Source organism: Streptantibioticus ferralitis (genome assembly GCF_029223525.1).
Taxonomy (GTDB): Bacteria; Actinomycetota; Actinomycetes; order Streptomycetales; family Streptomycetaceae; genus Streptantibioticus_A; species Streptantibioticus_A ferralitis.
The window spans coordinates 26,560-48,893 of sequence record NZ_JARHTQ010000004.1 but is presented as its reverse complement, the minus strand read 5'-3'; the positions used below and the strand labels follow the sequence as shown (position 1 = coordinate 48,893).

Here is a 22,334-nt window from a genome sequence, read left to right as displayed (position 1 = left end):
CATTGCGTCAGCTCGCGTGTGCTCGCAAGGCGGGGGCCGACCGTTTCGCGGTGTGGGGCTCAGCGGACGAAGTTGATTTCGGGGTATCGCTTGTTGGGGCCGTCTAGCAGGGTGCTGTGCTTGTCGCGCAGCTGCTGATCGAAGAACGCGGCGAGGTAGACGCGCTGGACGTTGATGGCGCGGTTGGGGTCGATGGTGCCGAACTGCTGCTGGAGGTCGGACTGGGAGAGTCCCAGGAGACCCGCCTCCTGGGGGACCATCGTCTCGTTGTCGCTGAACGACAGGTGGGCCGAGCCCTTCAGTTGGATGTCGAGCCGGTAGCCGGTCAGGTGGGACCAGAACGTGCGCCACGAGGAGTCGTCGTTGCGGTTGTGGGTGCCCGAACTGAAGAGCATGACGGGGCGGTTGAGGTTCTCCCTGGTCGCGGGGCCGAAGAACTGGCCGTCGAGGTCGGCGCCGGCGGCGATGCGGGAGTCGAGCTGCATGGAGGGCGGCACCGCCGCGCCGCCCAGCGACCAGCCGAACATCCCGATGCGCGACATGTCGACGGCGCCGGCCAGGCCCGCGGGGAGCTTGGTGTGGTCGACGTCCGGGTCACCGCCCTTGGCGATCCTGGCGAGCTGGTTGATGACGAAGTGGATGTCCGCCGCGCGCACGGCGACCGTGTGGGAGGAGTGCGCGTTGGACGGCATGGCGTCGGTCTCAAGCCGCCCGCCGGGGAACTCGACCTCGTTGGCGTCGTGGGTGTGGTCGACGGTGATGACGATGTACCCGCGGCTGGCAAGGTCCTCGACGAGGGCGGTGCCCATCGCACGGTCGGAGTGCAACCCGGTGGAGTAGAGCAGGACGGGCAGCTTGCCGAGCTTGGTGTCGACCGGGGCGAGTACATGGCCAGCCGTCTCGGGCAGGGAGACCTGCTCGGGAGACAGGCCGCGGGAGGCGAGGAAGCTGGCGCCGGAGACCGGCGGCATCCACGGCGCCTGCGCGTGGCCGGAGGTGGCGGCGGCCGGGTACCAGACGGAGACCATCAGCTCGCGGGGCGTGTTGCCGGACACATACGGGTCCGTACGGGACGTGTCGACGAGATGGAGGCTGACCGTCCCGACCGGGTAACGCCCGGTCGGCGCAGGGAGGTTGAGCTGGACCGAATCGGCTTCGGTGCGGCCGTGAGTGGTCGCCGGGTGGACGGACTTGTGCTGCAGCGGTGCCTCGTCTTTGGTGGGCGCCCAGGGCACGTCCTCGTCGGGTGAGAATCCGGTGGCGGGCGCGCCGGGTGCTTTCGTGGCGGCCGACGCGGGCGCTATCCCCGCGCCCAGGACGACTGCCAGCGCGCCTGCCGTGCCGACAGCTCTGGAGAGCAGTCTGCTCCGGCGGGGCGGTCGGCGGTGCTGCATGGAGAAACCCCCTTGGTTATCCGCGATCGTGCGACCGGCGATCGGATATCGCACACCGTACCGCCACTCCGCCTCCACATATTCGTCAGCCCTGCCCACCGCGGCGCATCGCAGCCGCTCACTCGGGCCGCCGTGAAGCCAACCGCCGTGTACGAAGCGGGCGTTCCGGCGGCTCACGCCGCCCGCCGCGCGTCGCACCAGCCCGCTGCCGGGTGCCCTGGAGGACGCAGATGCCCAGCATCCAGGGGAGGTCGATCGGCGCCATGACCGGGAACTGCCGCAGCCCAAGTCCTCCTGACGGGACATCAGCTGTCTATGCGGTGAACGCGGGCTGGACGTATGGGAGTTCGCGCCGAGCGCTCACTTCTACGGCGTGGTGGTCAATGAGTTCTCCGTGGCGGCAAACGGCGTGCCGTAGCTCGCCGCGCCGGACCGGCTGCTCGTCGCTGCCGCGATCGCGGCAGGCACTGCGATGCGGAGGCAGTCGTTGCGATAGCCCGAAGAGTGCCGGACAACGGGCGCCGTTCACCCCCAGGGCTGGCAGTCGTAGAGGGTGAAGCTGCCGTTGGTGGTACGGCCGTAGGCGGTGGGGGGAACGCGGCTGCAGTGGGTCTTGATCCAGCTGGTGGCCGGGGTGGTGGGGCGCTGGGTGGTGAGCATCGCGTAGCGGAGCCGGTGCGTGGCGACCAGATCGCCGAGCTGCTGGGCGGTGGGGAAGGGGGTGCGCCCGGTGAAGCCGCCCATGACGAGCATGGGCTGGTCCGAGGCGCGCAGCAGCGGCTCGGCGGTGTACGCGGCCTGGGTGGCGAGCAGGTACCTCTCGCCGTGGCGGTGCGCCGTGAGGTAGCCGAGCACCGCGGTGTCGCGGGCGGACGGCTGGTCGAGCCCGATGGTGCTGACCTTGGCGCGGTGGTGGACGAGGTCGGCGTAGGCGGTGCCGACCGGACCAGCCATCGGCGAGGTGGAGGCACCGGCGTAGCGCGGGTCGAGGCTGGAGGCGGCCCACCCGGCCGGTACGACCAGCGTCGCCGCCACCCCGGCCGCCAGCGCTCCGTGCACCAGCCGCCGGGAGGTGCGCGGACCCCGGGTCCACAGGCCCAGCACGCCGCAGAGCGCGAGCATCACGGCGACCGGCAGTAGCCGGGAGGCGAACCGGGTCGGCCAGTCGATCACCAGGGCCCACACCACCGTCAGCACGATCGCGCCGGGCAGCACGGTCCGCCGGGGGCCGCCGCTGTCGTACTCGGCCCAGAAGGCGGCGAGCCCGCCGCCGGCGAGCGCGGCGAGCGCCGGCGCGATGACGGCGGTGTAGTAGGCGTGGTTGCCGTTGGAGGCACTGAACACCACGGCGTGGACCACCAGCCAGCCGCCCCACAGCACGAATCCCGCGCGTAGGAGGTCAGTGCGCGGCAGGCGCTCGCGCCACATCAGGCCCAGCACCAGGGAAAGCACGGCGAGCGGCAGGAACCAGGCGACCTGCGGGCCGATGGCGTGGTTGACGAGCATGCCCCAGCCGGTGTTGCCGGTGGTGCGGCTGGCCGCGGTGCCTGGGACAGCTCCGAACGCGGTGGGGTTGCTGCCGAAGCGGCTCAGGCCGTTGTAGCCGAAGACGAGGCTGAACGGATTGTTGTTGGACGTTCCGTCGAGGTACGGGCGGTCGGCGATCGGTGTCGCCCAGGCGATGAGCACCCAGAAGCAGGAGACGGCCAGGGCCGTCGTACCGCCCAGCAGGGCGCGCAGGGCCCGCTTCAACGGTGGGCCGGGCGCGGCGAGTTGGTAGACCGCGGCGAAGACCGGCAGCACCAGCCACGCTTGCAGCATCTTCGTCTGGAAGGCGAGCCCGACCCAGACCCCGCAGGTGATCAACGGCAGCAGCCGCCCGGTGCACACGGCCTTCTGCAGCGCGCCGGCGGCCGCCACCAGCAGCAGGGTGAGCGCGGTGTCCGGGATCGTGGCCCGGTTGAGGACCACGGTGACCGGGGTGAGGGTGAGCACCAGTGCGGCGATCAGCGCGGCGAGCGGCCCTGCCCAGGCGCGCACGATGCGGTGGAGCAGGTAGACGGTGAGCACGCCCTCGATGACCTGCGGGAGCACGGCCGCCCAACTGTGCGGGCCGAAGAGCCAGACGGCAACGGCGTCGGGCCAGAAGGCGCCGGGAAGCTTGTCGATGGTTATCGCACCGCTGGAGTCGAGCCCGCCGAAGAGGAAGGCGCGCCAGCTGGTGGCCATCGACCGTACCGCCGCGCTGTAGTAGGGGTGGATCGCGGCGTGCCCGATGCCCCACGCGTACAGCACCGTGGCGAGGGCGAGCACCGCCGCGAGTGCCGGGCGCTCCCAGCGCAGGGCGGCTTGCCGCCGGCCGGGGCGGCGGGGCGCCGCCCGGTGGCGGCGGTGCGCGCCGGTGGGCTTGGCTGCGGGGATGGTGGCCATGGCGGGTCCCTCGGGGGTACGGATCGGGTCAGCGGGTGCGGATATGACGGGACGTCACAGGCGGCGGGCCGTCCGGAAGCCGCGGGCGTAGAAGTCGCCGCCGTCCAGGAGCGCGTGGCCGGACAGGTCGCCCATGGTCGGGCCGTTGGCGGCGGAGCGGCTGGAGTAGAAGCGGTGGCGGCCCTTGTCGTCCAGTCCCAGATACATGCCGCAGTGGTCGATCAGCTTCGGATCGGACTTGATGATGGCGAAGAAGACCAAGTCCCCGGGTTGCAGGACAGTGATGTCGGTAGGCTGCCGCCCGGTGTCGGGGATCAGCAGGCGGCCGGGACCGTAGGCGGCGATGGCGAAGGCGCGGCGAGGCAGACCCGCACCCGCGGCGTTGGTGTTGTGCAGGGGTATGCCCATCCGGTAGCCCCACACCAGGCGTTGAAAGCCGGAGCAGTCGATGTCGCCGTAGCGGGGCTGCCGCGGGTCGACTCGTGTGCCGTCCGGAAAGGTCCAGGGAATGCCCAGATAGTCATAGAAGTCGGACTTCTCATCGTGGTAGGCGAAGTCCAGCGGGTTACTGACGTCGGTGTTGCGCGGGCCGAAATGCGCGGTTCCCGCGTAGCGCACGCCGGAGGCGTTGTGCTTGTCGGGGGCCCCGGCGCTGCTGTACTGGAACGCCACGGCGAAGACGTCGGGGCTGGTGTCGCGCAGCGTCTTGGCGAACCAGCCCGTGAACCAGGCGGACTTCTCCATGCCTTGGCGCCACCCATGGGGCAGCACCCGTACCCAGGCGTCGGTGGTCACCTTGGCCGTGGTGGTCCGCGGCTCGGTGAAGCGGCGGGTGGGCCCGGTGAGCACGGCGGTGCGGGCGCCGTCGGTGAAGGTGGCGAGCGTGGCGCCGTCGGCGGCCCGCACCACGGTGCGGTTCGGGGCGGACAGCCGCTCGAAGCTGCAGCCGTCGGTGGGGTGCGCGCTCGGGCCCCCGCCCGCGGTCGGCGCACCACCGCTCGACTCGCTGTGTCTGCCGCCGCCGAAGCGGTCCCAGGCGTACCCGCCCGCCACGCCAGCGGCCGCCACGCCTGCGATCGTCCCGAGAACCGTGCGGCGACTCATGCGCCGTGGGCGATGTTCGGGGTCGTGGTGCATGGCGCGTCCTCCTGGTGGTGCGGGGGCGAGCGGGTGGTGGCGGGTCAGCCGGTCGGCAAGGCGCCGAGCAGCAGGCCGGCGACCAGCACCACGTAGGTTGCCAGCGTCACCGCCGTCGTGGAGATGAGGGTGGCTGCCAGCGGCTGGCGGACCAACTGGTAGGAGATGAGGCCCGGCACGATGAAGCCGAGCGTCTGCGAGGTGTACAGCAGCGGGAACTGGTGGTTGAGCGCGAGCATCACCGTGGTCTGCATCAGCACTGCGCACAGCACCACGGCGGCGAACAGCCGCTTGCCGTAGAGGATCACGTTGCGCTGCAGCAGCTTCGTCGCGAAGAACGTCAGCACCGCGACGCCCACCATCATCGCGGCCATCTGCACATTGGTGACGAGTGTGAGGGCGACCCAGCCCGGGGTGATCATCCCGCCGGGCGAGAGGTTGGTGGTCAGGTAGCAGATCAGCGAGAAGACCAGCCCCAGGGCGATCCCGAGCGCGGCGGTCTGTGCGGTGAGATTGGCGGGGATCACTTACGGGTTCCTCGTCGGCTGGTACGGACTGTGGGGGTGGTGCAGGTCGGCCTCGCCGTCGCCGCCGTCCTCGGCCGGGTCGCCGTGGCGGGCGGCGAACCGGCGGGCCAGCTCGCGCTGTCCGGGGACATGCAGGCCGTACGCCGGGGTCTCCAGTGGTGCCACCCAGCTGTACGGCTCCGGCTCGGGCGGCCGGGAGACCGCGATCTGCACGGTGTCCTGGTCCAGGCCGTCGGACGCGAAGGTGAGCGGCTCGTCGGAGTCGTCGAGCGGCAGCTCGGCGAGGCACTCCAGGAACAGCTCGCCCTGGCCGTGGATGTTGCCGATCGCCACCAGCGAGGAGTTCGGCGCGAGTTCGGCGAGGATGGCGGCGGTCAGCTCCTCCGGGTCGCGACGGTCGCCGCCGAGGTCGACGACCCGGCCGGTGAAGCCCGCGGGAATCGCGTCGCGGGCGCTCTTGGCCGGGTGCCCGATCAGGAAGACCACCTCGGCGGCCAGGTCGGAGACGATCCCGCCCATCTGGCCGTTGCGCTCGACCCGGTCCGGGCGGCAGTTGATGACCACGTTCAGCGGCCGCCGAATGGCGCCGAGATCCTCCAGCTGCTTGACGTTCATCAGCGTGGACTCGGGGTCGTTGGCGGCGAAGACGTTGGCGAACCGCAGCCGCTTGCCCTCCGGTGTGGCGTAGCGCTCCACCGACAGCACGCCCGGGTCCGGCGGGGCGTCCCACATGCCCTGCAGGGCGGTCTGCCGTTCCACACCGAGCAGTTCGGCCACCGCGAGCGCGATCGCCACGTTCTCCTTGAAGGTGAACCAGCTGAAGCCGCGCAACTCGGCGTCGGTCACCGTCTCCGGATCGACCGCGACCAGTCGGCAGTTCCGCTTGGCGGCCTCCTCTTCGAGGATGTGCAGCCGCTCCTTCTCCGCGGTGATACAGACCCCGCCGACCGGCATCGAGCGGGAGAGCGAGCGGGCGACGTCGTCGAGGGTCGGCCCCATCTCCTCGAGGTGGTCCTCGCGGACGTTGCACAGCACGCCGATGGTGGAGCGGATCAGCTTCTCCTGGTTGATCTCCTGCAACGCCGGCATCACCGCCATGCACTCGATCACCAGCGCGTCCGGCCGGTACGCCGCTGCCCGCCGCACGATGCCGATCTGCTCGACGATGTTGGACAGCCCGAACTTGCGGTAGACCGGCTCCTCGGTGGCGTCCGGGTGGATGAACCGGGCGGCCGTACCGGTGGTCTTGGCGACGGTGACCAGGCCGCCGCCGCGTAGCGCGCCCGCGCACAGCCGGGTGATCGAGCTCTTGCCGCGGATGCCGTTGACCAGCACCCGCGTCGGGATCTGCTCCAGCGAGGCGAAGTGCCGCCTCTGCTCCAGTACTCCGGCGACCAGCAGCCCGGTGCAGCACAACAGCAGGACGAGATAGAGGAAGAGCACGTCGATTCCGTCCTTCTACCGCTGGGGTGCGCTCGTGTGCCGGGACTGGACGGGGCTGCCGGGTTGAGCGGCTACCCCAGGATGGGCGGCGGAGGCATGGCCGGATCTGCTCACCCGGCCCCGTTCCGCAAGCGCCTGCCGGATCAGCTCCAGGTTGCGGGTGACCGAGCCCGCCTCATCGTGGTTGACCGGGTACAGCACGGTGCGCCGGTCCCCACCGGCGAGCCGCTCGGCGAGCACGGCCATGGTGCGCAACGGCCGGATCACCACGATGTGCAGCCAGCCCAGGCAGGCCACGCCGACCGTGAGGCCGAGGACACCGGCGAGCATGGTGCGCTGCTCGGCCTGGAACGCGGGGAGTTGGAGCGCCACCGCCGGCTCGGCGGTCACCACCCGCCAGCCGAGCCCGGCGGTGGGGCCGCCCTGGGCGAGCGGCGCGGCGGCGGCGACGGACGGGCCGGAGGAGGAGCCGAGCACGGCCGAGGTGGCGGTGCCCGCGGTCCCTGGGGCGCTCTGGGTCGAGGTGGCGAGCCGGGTCAGGCCCGAGCCGGGCAGCGCCTCGAAGGCCCGGTAGCCGATGCTCGCCGCCAGCACCTTGTACTTCGCGTCGGTCACCCAGACGCTGCCCAGCTTCGGTCTGTGCAGCTCGAAGTTGAGCGCCTTCACGTCGATCTCGCCGAAGAGCACCACCCCGCCGCCCGCGAGGGCCCTGCCATTGGCGGCCGGGATCTGGGCGTAGGCCGCGATCGCCGGGATCCGGCCCGAGGTGTTGACGGTGGTGATCCCGCTGCCGTCGGGGACGTGGACGATGGTGCGCAGCGGTGTCTTGCCGACCCGCAGCACGATGTCGCCGGTGCGGCCGATCAAGTAGAGCGAGCGGAAGTGGTGGTGGCCGGCGAGGGTGCGCCCCAGGGCCTCGGTCTGGGCGGCCGTCGTCCTGCCGGGCAGGCTCTTCGCCACGTCCGTCAGGTCGGTGTACGACGCGCCGAGGGACTGCCTGATCCGGTTCGCCGCGATCTCGGTGCGCGCCTGCTGATCGGCGAGGGCGAGCGACGGCACCGCGGTCGCGGTATCCGCGCGGTTCAGCAGGAAGATGAGCGGCACCGCCCAAACGGCCACCAGCAGCATCGCGACGACCGCCAGCGCCCTGCAGCCCGGGCCGCGCCGTACCGGTATCTCCTCCGGACCGCTCTCACCCAGCAGTTGGCGGCGCAGCGACTCCAACGCCCGCCCGATCCGGCCCAGTTCGCCGAGCCCGTGCACCGGCACCGGCCGGGCGAGCTCCTCCGTGGATCGCGGCCCGCTCTCGCCCGCGCCCCTGGCCAGCCGATCGGCGGACAGGTACAACCGCAGCAACGGCCGCTGCACGGTGAGCCGGAGGAACAGGCCGACCAGCAGCGCGATCCCGGCCAGGGCCCCGGCGGCGGCCAGCGCGAACCGCGAGTAGTCGACCGAGTGCCCCATGACGGGAACCGGGCGGGAGGTCAGCACGACCAGCCCGAGACCGTTGGCGTCGCCGCTGCCGGACGAGGAGGCGACCGACGCCCATCCGGCCACCGTCTTCCGGTCGCCCGAGGTGGCGCCCAGCAAGCTTCCGGAGGCGCCGGTTCCGTGTGCTGACACCGCCGCGCCAGCCGCCGCGGTGAGCCCGCGATCGGGCGCGTCCAGCGGCTGCGCCGCACCGCGGGCCGCGGTGGCGAGCACGTTCCCCTTCGCGTCCCGCACTTGGGCGGTGCGCCCGTCGCCGTACGACGTGAGGGTGGGCAGCGCCTCGGAGAACACCAGCAGCCACTGCTTGCGCTGCGGCAGGGCGGCGTCCGGGTTCTGGTCCTGGTTGGCGTCCACGCTCTGCGCGGGCAGAGTGACCTTGGCGAAGTACAGCACCCGCTGCCCGGCACCCGAGGTCACCAGCCGCGGCGGGATCGTGCCGTGGTCGCCGGTCGGCGCCTTGGCGTCCACGCCGGTCAGCGGCACCCGCTCACCGCCGGTCGCCAGCGTCCTGCCCGACTGTGTGTCCAGCAGCGCGCCGCCGAGCACCGCTTTGCGCGTGGAGGCCAGCGACTTGAGCACCGCCGCCGGGGTGGTCCTGCCCGTCACCGTGTACGAATCGCCGGTGCGGCGTGCGGTGGCCGATTCGGCGTCGATCGCCGTACGCACCGAGACCGCGATGTCGGCGGCGATCTGCTGCTCCCCGTCCAGCACGGCGTGTGGCACCTGCTCGCCGTGGACGCTGCCGAGGCCGGCCACAGTGAGGGCGGCGACCACCAGCAGCAGCACGATGAGCGAGGCGATGGGCGGACGGACGCCGCCGAGCAGCGGCATGTCGGCGCGGCGGCGTGTGCGGTGCCGACGGGGCGCCCGGGAGACCGTGGGCAGGGCAGGCCGTCCTCTCACGATTGGCGCCTAGCGCCCGAATGTTCGATCAGCCCACACTTTAGCGGCAGACGATTACACAACGATCACACTTTCGATCCTGTGCTGTACATATGATGCAGGGTCATTGGGGTCGTACAGCCTTCCGAGGTCGCGGCCCGGGAAGTCCTCACGCTGAACGCCCTGCGTGGCGCCTTGGGGTGCGAACCGGTGGCTTTGATCGGTGAGGTCGCCGAGGCCTTCCGCGGCCTGGACGACGAGCGGCCGGTCTTGGCCGCGCTCACCGAGACCTCCACGGCCGGCACCGCGGACCCCTCTCGCCCGGCACCGGCAGTTGGTCACGAAGAAGTGCTCAACATGCAACAGGCGAACACGGTGATCACCAGTACGGATGGCCTGACGCTCATCGACTACGTTCACCTGACGACTTTGGACTTCCTCCTCGCGGCGGTGGTCGGCACCGTGCTTTCCTGGCGCTGGACCGCCAAGGGAGGCTCCCCGGCGCGGGCCGAACGGCTCGGCTACCGCGGCGCCTGGCTCGCACTCTTCGGATACGCCCTGATATGCGGCGCACTGGTGCTCCTGGCCGCCGGGAGGTAAGGGTTCAGGCCAGACGTCGCGAGGAGCGCCACGCGACGCGTGCCCGTGTGTACTCAGCAGGATGCCGTGACCGGCGCGACGTGGAACCGCCGTCTACTGGCCCCTGGCAGGCGGCGTGACCTCTCGCCCTATTTCACTTTGTACAGTTCGATATTCCTGTTCGCGAACAGATGCACGTACCCGCAGGTCCAGCAGATCAGCGCGGTCGCCGACTCGTTCGCCCAGCCCAGGTTCAGGAACTCCATGCCCGAGCTGTTGAGTTTCACCTCACGGTCCCGAAACTGATCGCCCTGACAGAAGTTGCACCGGATCCACTTGTCGCCGACAGCCGCACGCACAGGCTTGGCCACGCCCCCACCTTCCCCACGAACCAACGGAGTGGCAAACCTACCCCGCACACCAGTCCGCGGGCCCACGGGGTGCCACGGAGCGCCCTGCCACCGTCATTACCCGGCGATGCCCCGCGCGGTGGACGCGCGACGTGACAGCGATGCCCCGGGCCGGCCGCGGTCCCACCGCGCACCCGACATGCGGCTGCCGCCGCGCCCGGGGGTGCGGCGGCAGCCACGCTCGGCTTGTGGGCGCCTCCGGCCGGTTCAGCAACCCAGGTTGCCGCCGGTGGTGGTGCCGAGGATCTGGGTGAAGCTCTGGTAGTAGTTGATGCGATCCTGCACCTCGGCGGGGTTGCCGCCGTTGCACTCCACACTGCCGTTGATGCTACGGATGGTCTCCCCGAAGCCGGCGCCGTTGACCATGGCGTTGTGGGCGGTCATGCTGCCCGCGCCGTTCTGGGTGTCCCAGAACCACAGGGCGGTCTGCCACGCCACCGCGGAGTCGTTCTGTACCAGGTACGGGTTGTCGAGCAGGTCGATGCCGAGGGCGTCCCCGGCCGCCTTGTAGTTGAAGTTCCAGCTCAGTTGGAGCGGACCGCGACCGTAGTAGGCAGACTGCCCGGCCGGACAGCCGTAGGGCTGGCTGTAGTCGCAGTAGTGGGAGTAGTTCGCAGTGTTCTGTTCCACCACGTACTGCAAACCTCCCGTCTCGTGGGCGACGTTGGCGAGGAAGGCCGCTGCCTCCTGCCTCTGGACGGTGTCGCTGCCAGTGGTGGCGAAGCCGGGGTACGCGCTGAGGGCTGCGGTCAGTCCACTGTAGGTATAGAAGGGGTTCCGGTTGGGGAACATCTGGTTGAACTGGGCCTCGCTCACCACGAATCCCGAAGTACCGGGCCCTGAACCGCTGCAGCTGTAGGGGTCCCAGTACCAGGTGCTGATGGTGGGGTCATAGCCCGGATTGTCGTGGCTGGCCTGGTAGTACTGGCCGTTGGAGTATCTGACGATGTCCCCGGTGACGTACGACCTGCCGGCGACCCAGTCGGGGTAGTTGCCGCAGCTCAGCGCCTGGCGCGGTGCCGCCGAGGCGGTGGACGCGGACGCGGGAAGGGCGACTGCCATGGTGCCGGCCACCGCGAGCGCGGCGAGTAAGCCTGTGACGCGCCGTTTCAGCACGTGATCACTCCTTTGCGGCGTGGGGGGATGCTGGCTCGACGAGCGCGCACCACTCAACCCGCACTGGTCTGGACCAGTCAAGGTAGAGACCAGTAAAGCTTTTCCAGTTCCCCTGCCATGACCGGGAGTTGGTGGGCGCTCTGCCTGATTCACCGCGGCTGACGCCGCCCGTCGCCTCCAAGACGCTGCGGCACTCCACGCTCTCCACGACCGCGAACTTCTCCAGCCATCGGACCCAGCAGGCAGCACGCGACGCCGTCGACGCCATCGATCAGTCCCTGACGACCGCCGACCGCAATCTCGGCCGACGCCATTGGCCCAGCTGGCTGCGACCACGCCGAGTCCACACGCCCCGGCTCCCGGTCCCCTCAAAGCCCGCTAGTTCCCCATCGCACGGCAACTTTCTGTAACCGAACGGTTCGCAACCGTAACAAGTCGTTCGACCCCAGCATGCGGCCATACCAGATCGCCGGAGAGCAAATCCCAATCATGGACCAGGTCTCCCCCGGCCTTGGCGGTGTGCACACCGTTCGAGCGAACTGCCGACCGCCGCCAGGCGTCCCGTTCGCCCTGACCCGCGCGGGGGGCGGGGCCGACGTCGTCCTCATCTCGGGAAAGGGCAGCAAGCCGCATCAGAGCCGCGGGGACGAGTCGCCCCCTTTAGGTCGTCCGTGAACTCACCTCCGGGCAGTGAACGAGGAGACGTCTGCGCACACCACTGCCGCCCCACGGCCGTTGCCCGCATACCGACAGCAGACAGGGGCCTGCGCAGGTCGCCGGGAGTACGGTGGAGCTGTCCGGGACGTCCCGCGTAATGGGTGCCCGTCCGGCAGCCGTCCGCAGGCGTATCCGGGGCGGCCGCGGACCGAGCGCCAAGCGTCGTGGTTCCCGTCCGGGCAGGCCAGGGGCCCGTCGGGGCAGAGGGCGGGATGATGAATGTATGGAGCCACTGGAGGAGGCAGACCAAAGTCCGATCGGAGCCATCGGGCGGGTCACCGTTTCGATCCCAGCGGACGGGCCGGGCGAAGTACTGGTCGCCGTGCGCGGCGGGAGCGAGGCGTTCGCGGCCTGGTCCGAGAAGCCGATCGGCAAGCACACCCTCGTGATCGTCGTGGACCGTACGTCGGCCCGCTCTGTGATTGTCGCGCCCTTCCCGTAGCCGCAATCGACACGACAGGAGGCCTCATATGTTGTTCTGGCACGTTCCCGCGCCCAACGAGGCCATGCTCATCTCCGGTTCCAAGCGCCAGGCGCAGGAGACGCAGTTCCGGATTGTCACCGGACACGGCAGCTTCGTCCTTCCCATCAAGCAGAAGGCCCGCATGCTGTCTCTCGCGCTTCGGGAGGCGGAGATCGTCGAGGAGTGCGTCACCCAGCAGGGCATCCGGCTCAACGTCCGCGCCGTTGCGGTGTTCAAGGTGGGCGACGATTCGACGTCCATCGCCAACGCGGCCCGTCGCTTCCTTACCGAACAGGACCGCATGGAAGAACTTTCCGGCCGTATCTTCGCAGGTCATCTGCGTTCCATCGTTGGCGGCTTGACGGTCGAGCAGATCATCCGGGAGCGGGACAGGGTAGCGCAGGAGGTCAAGGAGGCCAGCCACACCGAGATGGAAAAGCTGGGCATCGTCGTGGACGCCCTGCAGATCCAGGAGATCGCGGACGCAACCGGATACATCGACAACCTGGCGGCCCCGCACGCCGCGGCCGTCGCCAGCCAGGCCCGGATCGCGCAGGCGAAGGCCGACCAGGAGGCCGCCGAGCGCGAACAGCAGGCCGCCGCTCTGAAGGCCGAGTATGAGCGCGACACGGCGATCAAGCGGGCGGGATTCCTGGCCGAGACCGAGCAGTCCAACGCCCGTGCTGCGCAGGCGGGTCCGTTGGCCGAAGCCAGGGCGTCCCAAGAAGTCATCGAAGAGCAGACCGCCTTGGCGCAACGTCAGGCGGGCCTCGCTGCACAGCGATTGGAGGCCGAGGTACGCCGCCCCGCGGACGCGGAAGCGTACCGGCAGCGCACCCTGGCCGAGGCCCAACGTGACCAGGCGAAGTTCGAGGCGGACGGTCGGGCCTACACCGAGCGGACCATCGCGCAGGCACAAGCCGACGCCAACACCGCCCGGGCGGCGTCGCTCAGGGACGGCAACCAGGAACTCATCGCCGCGAACCGCGTCGTGGAGAACCTGCCGGCACTCGCCGAGGCGGCCGCCCAGGGCATCGCCGGATCCCGCCTGACCATCCTCAACGGCACCGAGGGTGTCAACGAGGTCGCATCGGGGGTTGTCGCACAGGGGTTGGCGCTCCTGGAGACGCTACGGAACTCGACCCCGGCACCAAGCATGAACGGAGCGGCCCCCGCATCGACCCCGGAGCAGGCCTGAAGAACTCCGGTGAGCAGCTCACCTGCGGGACTGTGGATTTCCAGAACCTGGGTGCGGACCTGCCGGCGTGAGCCGCTGGACCGCATCTTGGCCTGGAAGCAGCGTCACCTGCTGCACGCGCTACGAAGCGGGACGAGGCCCGCACCTCTTCGGGTGCGGGCCTCGGTCGCGTGGTTTCCTCGGCGTCAGGCCGGGAGGATGTTCTCGGCCTGCGGGCCCTTCTGGCCCTGCACGACGTCGAAGCTCACCTTCTGGCCTTCCTGGAGCTCACGGAAGCCCTGGGTGGCGATGTTCGAGTAGTGGGCGAAGACGTCGGCGCCGCCACCGTCCTGCTCGATGAAGCCGAAGCCCTTTTCCGCGTTGAACCACTTCACAGTGCCAGTTGCCATGTTGACCGATCTCCTTCGGGAGCAGTGCACGAGGTCCGCACCGTGCGGACCTCTGTCGCCGCAATGACCCATCCGGAAAGACCGGAAAAACAAAATGCACCAGAGGTTCACATAACCGTCCGGTGCACACAGGGTTCATGGGTACCAAAACCGCAACTGCGTCAACGTACCACAGAAATAGTGGCGGCGATGGATTTCGCTGCGGAATTTGCTGTTGGCGGTTGCGCCTTCCTGTGCGACGCTGGTGGCCCACAGCCATCCCCATCTTCCTCCGCGGAGGCCCTATGCGCTGCGTCATCGCCGGCTACCCCTTCGATCTGATCGCGAGCGAGGTGCAACAGGCGATGAGCGGCATCAAGCCCGAGCTCATCGTGGGCGAATCCGTCCGGATCGGACGGCGGACCTACCCGGTCAAACAGGTGGGCGCGGTGATCACCCGCCAGGACCGGCGGGACTTCACCGCGGCGGAGGTCACCCGCGCGATGAGGCGTCTCGGCTTCACCTGCCATCCCGCGGCCGCCGCCCCCGCGGAGGGCTGAAGGCGCCGAGGGCAGCGGTGTAGGTGCGGCAGCGGTGCGCACCGGCGCCGCAGTCCGTCAGGCGGTCCAGGATTCCCACCGGACCGAGGACGATGATCAGGTCACCAGGGGTGAGCCGCAGAGCGCCTCCCTGGCGCACTGCTCGCCCCCGGACATCCAGTCGGCGGTGGCCGCGGCGATCCAGGCGTCGGCAGCGGGTCGGTCCACAGAACCGGCGGCGGCCATCAGCATTTCGGGCTCGCCGAATTCGCGTTCGCGGGGCACGACGAGCAGGCCCCAGCGGCCCGCGCCGTTGGACGGTACGCACACTTCGCACCGGTCCCGCCCGGCCGGGAACCATCCCACATCGACCGCCTGCCCGGCGACCGTGATCCGGCGCGGCGGATCCGGCCACAGCATGATCACCGACGCACGAAATGCCTTCGGTAACCCCAAACGCACTCCGGAGGCGCCGAAACACTCTTCGAATAGTGCATATTGTTTCCGCTATTCCGGATTATCCGGACTACTGTTGAAAACAGGGTCGTTCATTCTCACGTGCGGCGGCCCGAAAGGGACGGCCCCGGTGTTACGCACCGGGGCCGCTGTCGACAGCGCGGGAAAGTCCGGTGACCAGTCGCGCCCCGCGTGGGCTGTCCGCCGCGTGCAGTGTGCCGCCGTGCCGTACGGCGATCTCGCGGCCGATGGCCAGGCCGAGGCCAGCGCCGCCGGTGTCTCGGCTGCGGGCCTCGTCGAGGCGGGCGAAAGCGCAGCAGACCGTCCCGCTCGAAAATACGATTCTGGGGCTGACCTGCACGTCGCTCAACTCGATGCGGTGGCCGGCACAGCATCTGGAACGATCCTCCGATTCCCCCATCCATCGTCACCGCAGTCGGCTCCCCTACAGGGCCTCCACTGATGGGTTGCAACATCCCGGGGCCCACCTCGGCCCATCCGATCAGCAGCAGTGGCCCGACCGCGTCGAACGCAGCCTTGTCCACCTGGTCGGTGATCAGCGGGTCCGCCACGTTCAGCCCCAGCGTCATCACGCTGGCGAAGACCAGGAGCCGCCGCGCCGGGCGAAGGTGCCGAAGCTGAGCTCCGTGGAGGGCGAGGTACTGTACGGGCGCCCGCGAGCGGCGTGGCGCCCCGGTACACGGTAAGTGACGCACAATAAGGTGCACCGCATGAGATTCGCGATCTCGATCCCACAGTTCTATGCCGACGGCGATTTCGACCCCAACGCGTTCCGCGCTTACCTCACGCGTGTGGAGCAGTTGGGCTTCGACAGCGCGTGGGCGCAGGAACAGACACTGGGGTCGAAGCCGCTGCTCGGACCGATCGAGATCATGACCTGCGCGGCCGCGTGCACGCAGCGGCTACGCCTGGGATGTGCGGTGTTCGTGTCCACCTTGCACAGCCCGGTCCACCTCGCGAAAAGCATCAGTTCGCTGGACCAGATCAGCCGAGGCCGGATCGAGATCGGGTTCGGCACGGGCGGAAAGGGACGGCCCTTCGCGGCCTTCGGCGTCGACCCGGAACGCTACGTCGCGCGCTTCACCGAGGGCATCGAGGTGATGACGCGCCTGTGGCGTGATTCCCGCGTCGACTTCGCCGGGGAGTTCTGGCAGTTGGCGGACGCGGCCATGGAGCCGAAGCCCTTCCAGAAGCCCTGTCCGCCGTTGTGGTTCGGCGGCAGTGGGCGCACCGCGTTGCGGCGTGCCGTGCTGAGCCCCGGCCTGTTCAGTGGCTTCTTCGGCGCGGGCCAGGTCCCGACCGCGAAGTTCGCCGACCAGGTCCAGATCGTGCGGCGGGCGCTGGCCGAGTCCGGCAGGCCGACGGGGGACTTCGCGATCGCCAAGCGCGTCTACATCGCGGTGGACGACGACGCCCAGCGGGCGCGCGACCGGATCAACGCCGAGTTGGCCGCGCTCTATATGAGGCAGTCGCCCGAGATCGAGGCTGCTGCGATCGCGGGAACGCCCGGGGACTGTGTCCGCCAGCTGCGTGAGGTTGTCGCTGCTGGCGCCGAACTCGTGTTGTTCACGCCGCTGTTCGCGCCCGGCGAACACGCCGAGCGGCTGGCTGCCGAGGTCATGCCAGAGTTCGCGGTTGTCCCAGGCGAGCACACGTCGTAGCTCGGGTAGCGGCGATGGCGCAGCAGCCCCGAATCGCGCAATGTTGCCCTTTGCCGGACGCGGCCGCCGTTACGCCCAGGGCGGGCGCAGGTCGCCGTGGAGACGCCGGTACCCCCATGTGGGGTCTGTCCTGCGTCCCCGAACCGCGGCGGGGTGACGCCGGATCCTCGTGGTCCGTCCGTCACCCCGCGGCGGTTCGCATGCGAAGTCGGCTTCACGCCTCGTTGGGGGCTGCGTCGGCCCGGACCGGGGCCGGGGGTCGGGCCAGGTTGTTCGGTCGCAGGATCTCCCGGAGCCGTTCCTTGGTGAGCAGGCCCTTGGCCAGGACGAGCTCCTGGACGCTGCCGCCGGTGGCGAGCGCTTCCTGGGCGACGGCGGTGGCTTGCTCGTAGCCGATGTACGGGTTGAGCGCGGTGGCAAGGCCGATCGACCGCCCAACGACCTGGGCGAGGTGTTCGCGGTTGGCCGTGATCCCGGTGACGCACCGGTCGGCGAGGGTCAGGCATCCGGCTCGCAGGTGATCCAGGCTCTTGAGCAGGGTGTGCACGATGATCGGCTCGAAGGCGTTGAGCTGCAACTGGCCCGCCTCGGCGGCGAGGGTGACGGTGACGTCATTGCCGATGACCTCGAAGGCGATCTGGTTGACGACTTCGGGAATCACCGGGTTGACCTTGCCGGGCATGATGCTGGAACCGGCTTGTACGGGCGGCAGGTTGATCTCACCGAAGCCCGCCCGCGGGCCGCAGGAGAGCAGGCGCAGGTCGTTGCAGGTCTTGGAGAGCTTCACCGCGATGCGCTTGAGCACTCCGGACAGTTGGACGAACGCCCCGGCATCCTGGGTGGCTTCGACGAGGTCTCCGGCGACCGTAAGCGGTATGCCGGTGATGGCTCTGAGGTGGTCGCGGGCGACAGCCGCGTATCGCGGGTGGGCGTTGAGGCCGGTGCCGATCGCGGTTCCGCCGAGGTTGATCTCATGGATCAGGTCACAGGCTTCCTCCAGACGCATCCGGTCCTCGCCGAGCATGACGGCATACGCGGCGAATTCCTGGCCGAGCGTCATGGGGACCGCGTCCTGCAGCTGGGTACGGCCCATCTTGAGGACGTCCGCGAACTCGTCGGCCTTGGCCGCGAAGGCCTGCCGCAGCACATCCATGGCATCCAGCAGTCGGTGGACGACGAAGTGCAGGGCCACCTTGACGGCGGTCGGGTACACATCGTTGGTGCTCTGTCCGGCGTTGACGTGTTCAAGAGGGTGCAGGTGCCGGTACTCGCCGCGGTCGTGGCCGAGGATCTCCAACGCGCGGTTGGCGATGACCTCGTTGGCGTTCATGTTGGTCGACGTGCCGGCCCCGCCCTGGATGACGTCGACGACGAACTGGTCGTGCAGCCGTCCCGTACGTATCTCCTCGCAAGCGGCCTGGATGGCGGCCGCCCTGCGGTCGTCCAACAGGCCGAGATCGCGGTTGGCCGAGGCGGCGGCTTGCTTGACACAGGCGAGCGCGACCACGAGGTCCGGGTAGGCCGAGATGGGCGTACCGGTGATGGGGAAGTTCTCCGTCGCGCGAAGGGTGTGCACGCCGTAGTAGGCGGCGGCGGGGACCTCGCGGTCGCCGAGCAGGTCATGCTCACTGCGGTGGCGCGGGGCTGCGCCCGTGCGGGCGACCGCTGTGCTGGACGGGGCGGCGCCGGCCGTGCTGGTCGGATCGGCGGCAGCTGTGTCGGAGGGGCCGGTGGCGAGTGCCATCACATTCCTGTTCATGACGGGGCGGGGCTTGCGGGCTTCGAAGGACGTCGGCAGATCAGGTGCGACCGAGTGCTGCGACTGCCGGGGCGGCGACGCGACGGTGGACTATCCGCCGGAGCGTCTTCGCGCGCGCGGCGGGGGCGTCGGCAGCCAGCAGCGCGGCGACGACGGCGATCCGTGCCTGCCCGGCCCGCAGCGTGCCGGTCAGTACCGCCCCGGCCGCGGCAAGGTCGACCGCCCCGCCACCGGTGTAGATTTCCGCCACCGGCCCGGCCGGAACGCGGGTCGTCAGGGCCACGAGCACACCGGATGCGACCGCCGCGGTGACGGCCTCGGCGATCTCGGGAGTCGTGTTGCCCGCGCCGGTGCCGACCAGCACGATGCCCTGGGCGCCGGCGCCCACCGCCGCCTTCAAGAACAGCGGGTCGGCGTCGCAGTGGTGCATGACGATGTCGACGCGCGGTGCGGTCACGTTCACGCCCGGCAGAGCCAGCGGTGTCGGGCGGTCGGGGCGTCGGCGCACGGAGACGGTGCCGGAGCCGACATCCGCGACGCGCTCGCCTGACGGGTCGCCGAACGCGTCGGGGGCGAGCGTGTGCGTCTTCACGGTGCCGCGAGCCGCGTGTACCGAGCCGTCGAAGACGACCAGCACGCCGAGGTCGCGGACCGACGCGGCGGTGACCAGCGCGTCGTGGAGGTTGCCGGCCGCGTCGCCGCCCACCGACTCAAGGGGGCGCTGTGCGCCGGTGAACACCACGGGCCGCGGATCGTCGTGGTGGAGATCCACCAGGAAGGCCGACTCCTCCAGGGTGTCCGTGCCGTGGGTGACCACGATGCCGTCCACTTCCGGATCGGCAAGCACATCATGCACCGTGCGCAACAAGGTGAGTTGGTGTGCCGCCGTCAGCCGCGAGCTGTTCACGGTGAACAGGTCGACGACCTCCATCACGATCCCTTCCGGCACCGCGGCGGCGGCCAGCACCTCGCGGCCGTGCGCCTCGGCGGCGTATCCGGAACCCTGCCAGCGGCTGGCGATCGTCCCGCCGGTACTGATGACGACGACGCGTCCCATGTGTCCATGCTCCTCATACAGATGAACGCCGCCCGGAGCGGCAGCGGCCGGAAACGGTCGTGCGCCCCCCGCGTCGGCTCGTGCGGCAGCTCCGGTGCACGCCCCTACGACACCGCCGGTCAGCGGGCCTGCCAGCACGCAATAATAGGATGAATTGTGCGCAATTTGGTGGCGCATTCTCGGGGTCGCAGGCGTGATTGGAGTGGATAATTGCGCCATGGACGAGATTGATCGCAGAATCTTGCGCGAGCTTCAGCAGGATGGCCGGCTGCCCAACCAGGAACTGGCTCAACGCGTTGGGCTCACCGCCTCCCCCTGCCTGCGCAGGGTGCGCCAGCTGGAACAGGACGGCGTCATCCAGGGCTACCGCGCCGTGATCGATCCCGAATCCGTCGGCCGGGGCTTCGAGGTACTCGTGTCGATCGAGGTCAGTCGGGACCGGGAGGCGGTCGAGGCGGTCGAGGCCGCTCTGCAGGAGATCCCGGACGTCATCGAGGCGTACCGACTCTTCGGCAGCCCCGGCTGCCTGCTGCGTATCGCCGTCGCCGACATCACCGCCTACGAGCAGCTGTGGATCGAACGGCTCACCGCCCTGCCCGGCGTCACGGAAGTCAACTCGCAAATCATCATGAAACGCATCAAGGAACCACGTGTCCTGCCAGTCGACCGCTGAAGCACGACCGTGCGGGAGCGCGTAAAGCACGACCGTGCGGGAGCGCGCCCGTTCAAGTCGATCACCGTCCTGTGGACGACCACACCTATCGCGCGCTGCTACCCGCACCCGGTCACCGGCACCCCTGCGCTGGCACCGCCGCCTGGTCGCAAAGAAGTCGTGCCGACGCCGATCTGCCGGTTCGAGAACTTCCTCGCGGCAGGCCGAGCCGATGCGCTCCTCTCGTACGCACTCTCCCGGCAAGCCGACTTCACCGCCGGGACGGTGATGGACCCACTGACCGGCCGACTGTCACGCAAGGGCCGTCGCTCGCCGGTGCTGCCGGTCCACAGCACGGCCTTCAGCCAGCACCTGGCCGACTGCCTACCCCTGGTCACAGAAGTGTTGGGCATGGACACCAGGCCGTCCCGGACCACCGCGGTCCTCACCACACACGGCCTGGAAGGCTACTTCGGCATTCACACCGACCCGACCAAAATCCCCGACCCGGCCACGGCCCAGTCCGCGATCTACTACCTGCACCGCCGCCCCCGCGGCCTCGACGGCGGCCAACTGAGCTCTACGACACGGCGGTACGCGATGACCGCCCCGAACGCGCCGAAACCCACCGGAGCATCGAACCCGACCACGGCACCATCGGTCCCTGCGTCGGCCAACCGCACACTCCTGCACACCCGCGTCCTCGGCGGCGTCATCAACGAGTACGCATATGTCGCTCGCCCAGAAGCGGTGATCATTCGAGCCGCACAGGTTACCGGCATCGTCCTCCGTCGGCCAGACGCTCCACCGCAGCCAGGACGCGACCAGCGCCGTCCTCCGCTCTGATCGATACCGCCAACTGCCGCGCGCGCCGGTGGTAGCGAGGGTCGCACACCGCCTTCCGGATGGCCGCGGCGAGGTCTTCGGCGGACAGCCGCCGCAAGGGAATACTGCCCGGACTGACGTCGAGGGCAACCAGACGCGACGCCCAGAACGGCTGGTCCAGCATCACCGGCACCTGGACCGACGGCACCCCCGCGCGTAAGCCGGCCGCTGTGGTTCCAGCGCCCGCATGGTGGACGACCGCCGACATGCGCGGAAACAGCTCGGCGTGCGGGACCTCACCGACGGTGAGCACATCGTCCCCCTCGATCGACAGCCCGGCCCAGCCTGCCTGCACGACGCCGCGTACCTTGGCGAGTTTGAGAGCCCGTGCCACACATCGCCCGACCGATTCCGGGTCACCGACCGCCATGCTGCCCAATCCCACGTACACCGGCGGTGGGCCGGACCGCAGGAAGTCCGCCAGCCTGGGCTCGGGCTCCCAGTCCAGGGTCTGCGACGGCCACCAGTAACCAGCCACCTCCATGCCCGGCCGCCAGTCGACGGGTCTGGGGACCACCACCGGACTGAATCCGTGGTACACCTGCCAGGTCGCCCACCGGCGCCGCAGGGCCTGCCGTGTCACACCGAACCGACACCGCAGATGACGCACTCCCGGTCCGAACGCACACGCCAGCAAGGACTGGGCGCAGTATCCCGCGGTCAGGTTGCCGAGCCTCCCCAGCGACGGCGTGCCGAGGACGACCGGCGGGAACTCCCGGGTGGGAGCCAGCGGTTGGAGGAAGACGCCGATGCTGGGCAGGCACAGACCAACTGCCGCCACCAACCCCAGGGGCGCCAGGCTGCCGGAGACCAGCAGGACTTCGGCACCGGAAGCGCAGGCGCCGGCCACCGCATCGGCCATCTTCGGTGCCAATTGGCGCGCCAGCCGCATCTGCTGGACCGGGGAGAGGAGAACGCCACGGCCGCCATCCCCCGATCCCCGCCCCGGTTCACCCATGGCCTGATCGTCCAGCGGCAGCGGATGGAAGCACAGGCCACAGCGACGAACCAGTTCGGCGGAGCGCGTGTGGGTGGCGACCGACACCTCGTGTCCGGCTGCCCGCAGACGCAGCCCCAGGCCGGTGTAGGGAACGACGTCCCCGTGCGATCCTGCGGTGGCGATCAGTACGCGCATGGTCGGCTGCGCCT

The 22,334-nt window shown here is 69.8% G+C and carries 21 protein-coding genes; 7 read left to right on the top strand and 14 right to left on the bottom strand.

All coding sequences use genetic code 11. The features are described from left to right. Nucleotides 1-59 precede the first annotated feature (59 nt). The 6 genes from P2L57_RS07495 to P2L57_RS07470 all read right to left on the bottom strand — a co-directional run bounded on the left by P2L57_RS07495 (nucleotide 60) and on the right by P2L57_RS07470 (nucleotide 9,325). The gene (locus P2L57_RS07495) at nucleotides 60-1,394 is read right to left on the bottom strand and encodes an alpha/beta hydrolase family protein (RefSeq protein WP_275810276.1); all 1,335 of its coding nucleotides are present in this window, start codon (nucleotides 1,392-1,394) and stop codon (nucleotides 60-62) included. Between the two features lie 525 nt (nucleotides 1,395-1,919). Continuing rightward, on the bottom strand, nucleotides 1,920-3,824 hold the full coding sequence (locus P2L57_RS07490) for an ArnT family glycosyltransferase (protein WP_275810273.1): 1,905 nt from the start codon (nucleotides 3,822-3,824) through the stop codon (nucleotides 1,920-1,922). 54 nt (nucleotides 3,825-3,878) lie between these two features. Beyond that, entirely contained in the window at nucleotides 3,879-4,892 is a 1,014-nt protein-coding gene (locus tag P2L57_RS07485; protein WP_275810270.1) for an NlpC/P60 family protein, read from the bottom strand. A gap of 113 nt (nucleotides 4,893-5,005) precedes the next feature. Further along, nucleotides 5,006-5,488 carry a poly-gamma-glutamate biosynthesis protein PgsC/CapC gene (locus P2L57_RS07480; RefSeq protein WP_275810267.1) on the bottom strand — a complete coding sequence of 161 codons (483 nt, stop codon included), beginning with the start codon at nucleotides 5,486-5,488 and terminating at the stop codon, nucleotides 5,006-5,008. Continuing rightward, complete coding sequence (pgsB, locus tag P2L57_RS07475; RefSeq protein WP_275810263.1) at nucleotides 5,489-6,931, bottom strand: poly-gamma-glutamate synthase PgsB; 1,443 nt, start codon at nucleotides 6,929-6,931, stop codon at nucleotides 5,489-5,491. A gap of 15 nt (nucleotides 6,932-6,946) precedes the next feature. Next, nucleotides 6,947-9,325, bottom strand: a complete 2,379-nt coding sequence (locus P2L57_RS07470) for a HAMP domain-containing protein (RefSeq protein ID WP_275810261.1) — start codon at nucleotides 9,323-9,325, stop codon at nucleotides 6,947-6,949. Nucleotides 9,326-9,514: 189 nt separating this feature from the next. Here P2L57_RS07470 and P2L57_RS07465 point away from each other — a divergent pair, with 189 nt between their 5' ends. Further along, entirely contained in the window at nucleotides 9,515-9,904 is a 390-nt protein-coding gene (locus P2L57_RS07465; RefSeq protein WP_275810258.1) for a hypothetical protein, read from the top strand. Between the two features lie 128 nt (nucleotides 9,905-10,032). Here the strand turns inward: P2L57_RS07465 and P2L57_RS07460 are convergent, their stop codons facing one another. Next, on the bottom strand, nucleotides 10,033-10,254 hold the full coding sequence (locus P2L57_RS07460; protein WP_275810255.1) for a hypothetical protein: 222 nt from the start codon (nucleotides 10,252-10,254) through the stop codon (nucleotides 10,033-10,035). Between the two features lie 246 nt (nucleotides 10,255-10,500). Continuing rightward, entirely contained in the window at nucleotides 10,501-11,409 is a 909-nt protein-coding gene (locus tag P2L57_RS07455; protein WP_275810252.1) for a glycoside hydrolase family 19 protein, read from the bottom strand. Nucleotides 11,410-12,349: 940 nt separating this feature from the next. Here P2L57_RS07455 and P2L57_RS07450 point away from each other — a divergent pair. Together P2L57_RS07450 and P2L57_RS07445 are read left to right on the top strand one after the other, a co-directional pair. Continuing rightward, nucleotides 12,350-12,568 carry an NfeD C-terminal domain-containing protein gene (locus P2L57_RS07450; protein WP_275810248.1) on the top strand — a complete coding sequence of 73 codons (219 nt, stop codon included), beginning with the start codon at nucleotides 12,350-12,352 and terminating at the stop codon, nucleotides 12,566-12,568. 28 nt (nucleotides 12,569-12,596) lie between these two features. After that, nucleotides 12,597-13,787, top strand: coding sequence for an SPFH domain-containing protein (locus tag P2L57_RS07445; protein WP_275810245.1), 1,191 nt, complete (start codon nucleotides 12,597-12,599; stop codon nucleotides 13,785-13,787). A gap of 185 nt (nucleotides 13,788-13,972) precedes the next feature. Here P2L57_RS07445 and P2L57_RS07440 read toward each other — a convergent pair whose 3' ends face one another. Continuing rightward, on the bottom strand, nucleotides 13,973-14,176 hold the full coding sequence (locus tag P2L57_RS07440; protein ID WP_275810242.1) for a cold-shock protein: 204 nt from the start codon (nucleotides 14,174-14,176) through the stop codon (nucleotides 13,973-13,975). A 284-nt stretch (nucleotides 14,177-14,460) separates the two neighbouring features. On the opposite strand from P2L57_RS07440, the gene P2L57_RS07435 reads away from it, so the two are divergent. Next, nucleotides 14,461-14,715, top strand: coding sequence for an SCO5918 family protein (locus P2L57_RS07435; RefSeq protein ID WP_275810239.1), 255 nt, complete (start codon nucleotides 14,461-14,463; stop codon nucleotides 14,713-14,715). 96 nt (nucleotides 14,716-14,811) lie between these two features. On the opposite strand, the gene P2L57_RS07430 is transcribed toward P2L57_RS07435, so the two are convergent. Both P2L57_RS07430 and P2L57_RS07425 read right to left on the bottom strand, forming a co-directional pair. After that, nucleotides 14,812-15,114 (bottom strand): DUF5994 family protein, encoded by a 303-nt coding sequence (locus tag P2L57_RS07430; RefSeq protein ID WP_275811131.1) that lies wholly within the window; start codon nucleotides 15,112-15,114, stop codon nucleotides 14,812-14,814. A gap of 169 nt (nucleotides 15,115-15,283) precedes the next feature. Beyond that, nucleotides 15,284-15,520, bottom strand: coding sequence for an ATP-binding protein (locus P2L57_RS07425; RefSeq protein ID WP_275811187.1), 237 nt, complete (start codon nucleotides 15,518-15,520; stop codon nucleotides 15,284-15,286). 361 nt (nucleotides 15,521-15,881) lie between these two features. Here P2L57_RS07425 and P2L57_RS07420 point away from each other — a divergent pair, with 361 nt between their 5' ends. Further along, complete coding sequence (locus P2L57_RS07420; protein WP_275810236.1) at nucleotides 15,882-16,832, top strand: LLM class flavin-dependent oxidoreductase; 951 nt, start codon at nucleotides 15,882-15,884, stop codon at nucleotides 16,830-16,832. A 214-nt stretch (nucleotides 16,833-17,046) separates the two neighbouring features. Here the strand turns inward: P2L57_RS07420 and aspA are convergent, their stop codons facing one another. Together aspA and P2L57_RS07410 are read right to left on the bottom strand one after the other, a co-directional pair. Beyond that, nucleotides 17,047-18,576 carry an aspartate ammonia-lyase gene (gene aspA, locus P2L57_RS07415; RefSeq protein ID WP_275810233.1) on the bottom strand — a complete coding sequence of 510 codons (1,530 nt, stop codon included), beginning with the start codon at nucleotides 18,574-18,576 and terminating at the stop codon, nucleotides 17,047-17,049. Nucleotides 18,577-18,631: 55 nt separating this feature from the next. After that, nucleotides 18,632-19,648, bottom strand: a complete 1,017-nt coding sequence (locus P2L57_RS07410; RefSeq protein ID WP_275810230.1) for an asparaginase — start codon at nucleotides 19,646-19,648, stop codon at nucleotides 18,632-18,634. 217 nt (nucleotides 19,649-19,865) lie between these two features. Between P2L57_RS07410 and P2L57_RS07405 the strand changes: the two genes are divergently transcribed. Together P2L57_RS07405 and P2L57_RS07400 are read left to right on the top strand one after the other, a co-directional pair. After that, a complete protein-coding gene (locus P2L57_RS07405) occupies nucleotides 19,866-20,321 on the top strand; it encodes an Lrp/AsnC family transcriptional regulator (protein ID WP_275810227.1) in 456 nt (151 codons plus the stop codon). A gap of 9 nt (nucleotides 20,322-20,330) precedes the next feature. Next, nucleotides 20,331-21,146, top strand: coding sequence for a hypothetical protein (locus tag P2L57_RS07400; protein WP_275810224.1), 816 nt, complete (start codon nucleotides 20,331-20,333; stop codon nucleotides 21,144-21,146). Here the strand turns inward: P2L57_RS07400 and P2L57_RS07395 are convergent. Then, nucleotides 21,073-22,320, bottom strand: a complete 1,248-nt coding sequence (locus P2L57_RS07395) for a glycosyltransferase (protein ID WP_275810221.1) — start codon at nucleotides 22,318-22,320, stop codon at nucleotides 21,073-21,075. The genes P2L57_RS07400 and P2L57_RS07395 overlap by 74 nt on opposite strands. Nucleotides 22,321-22,334: the final 14 nt, after the last annotated feature.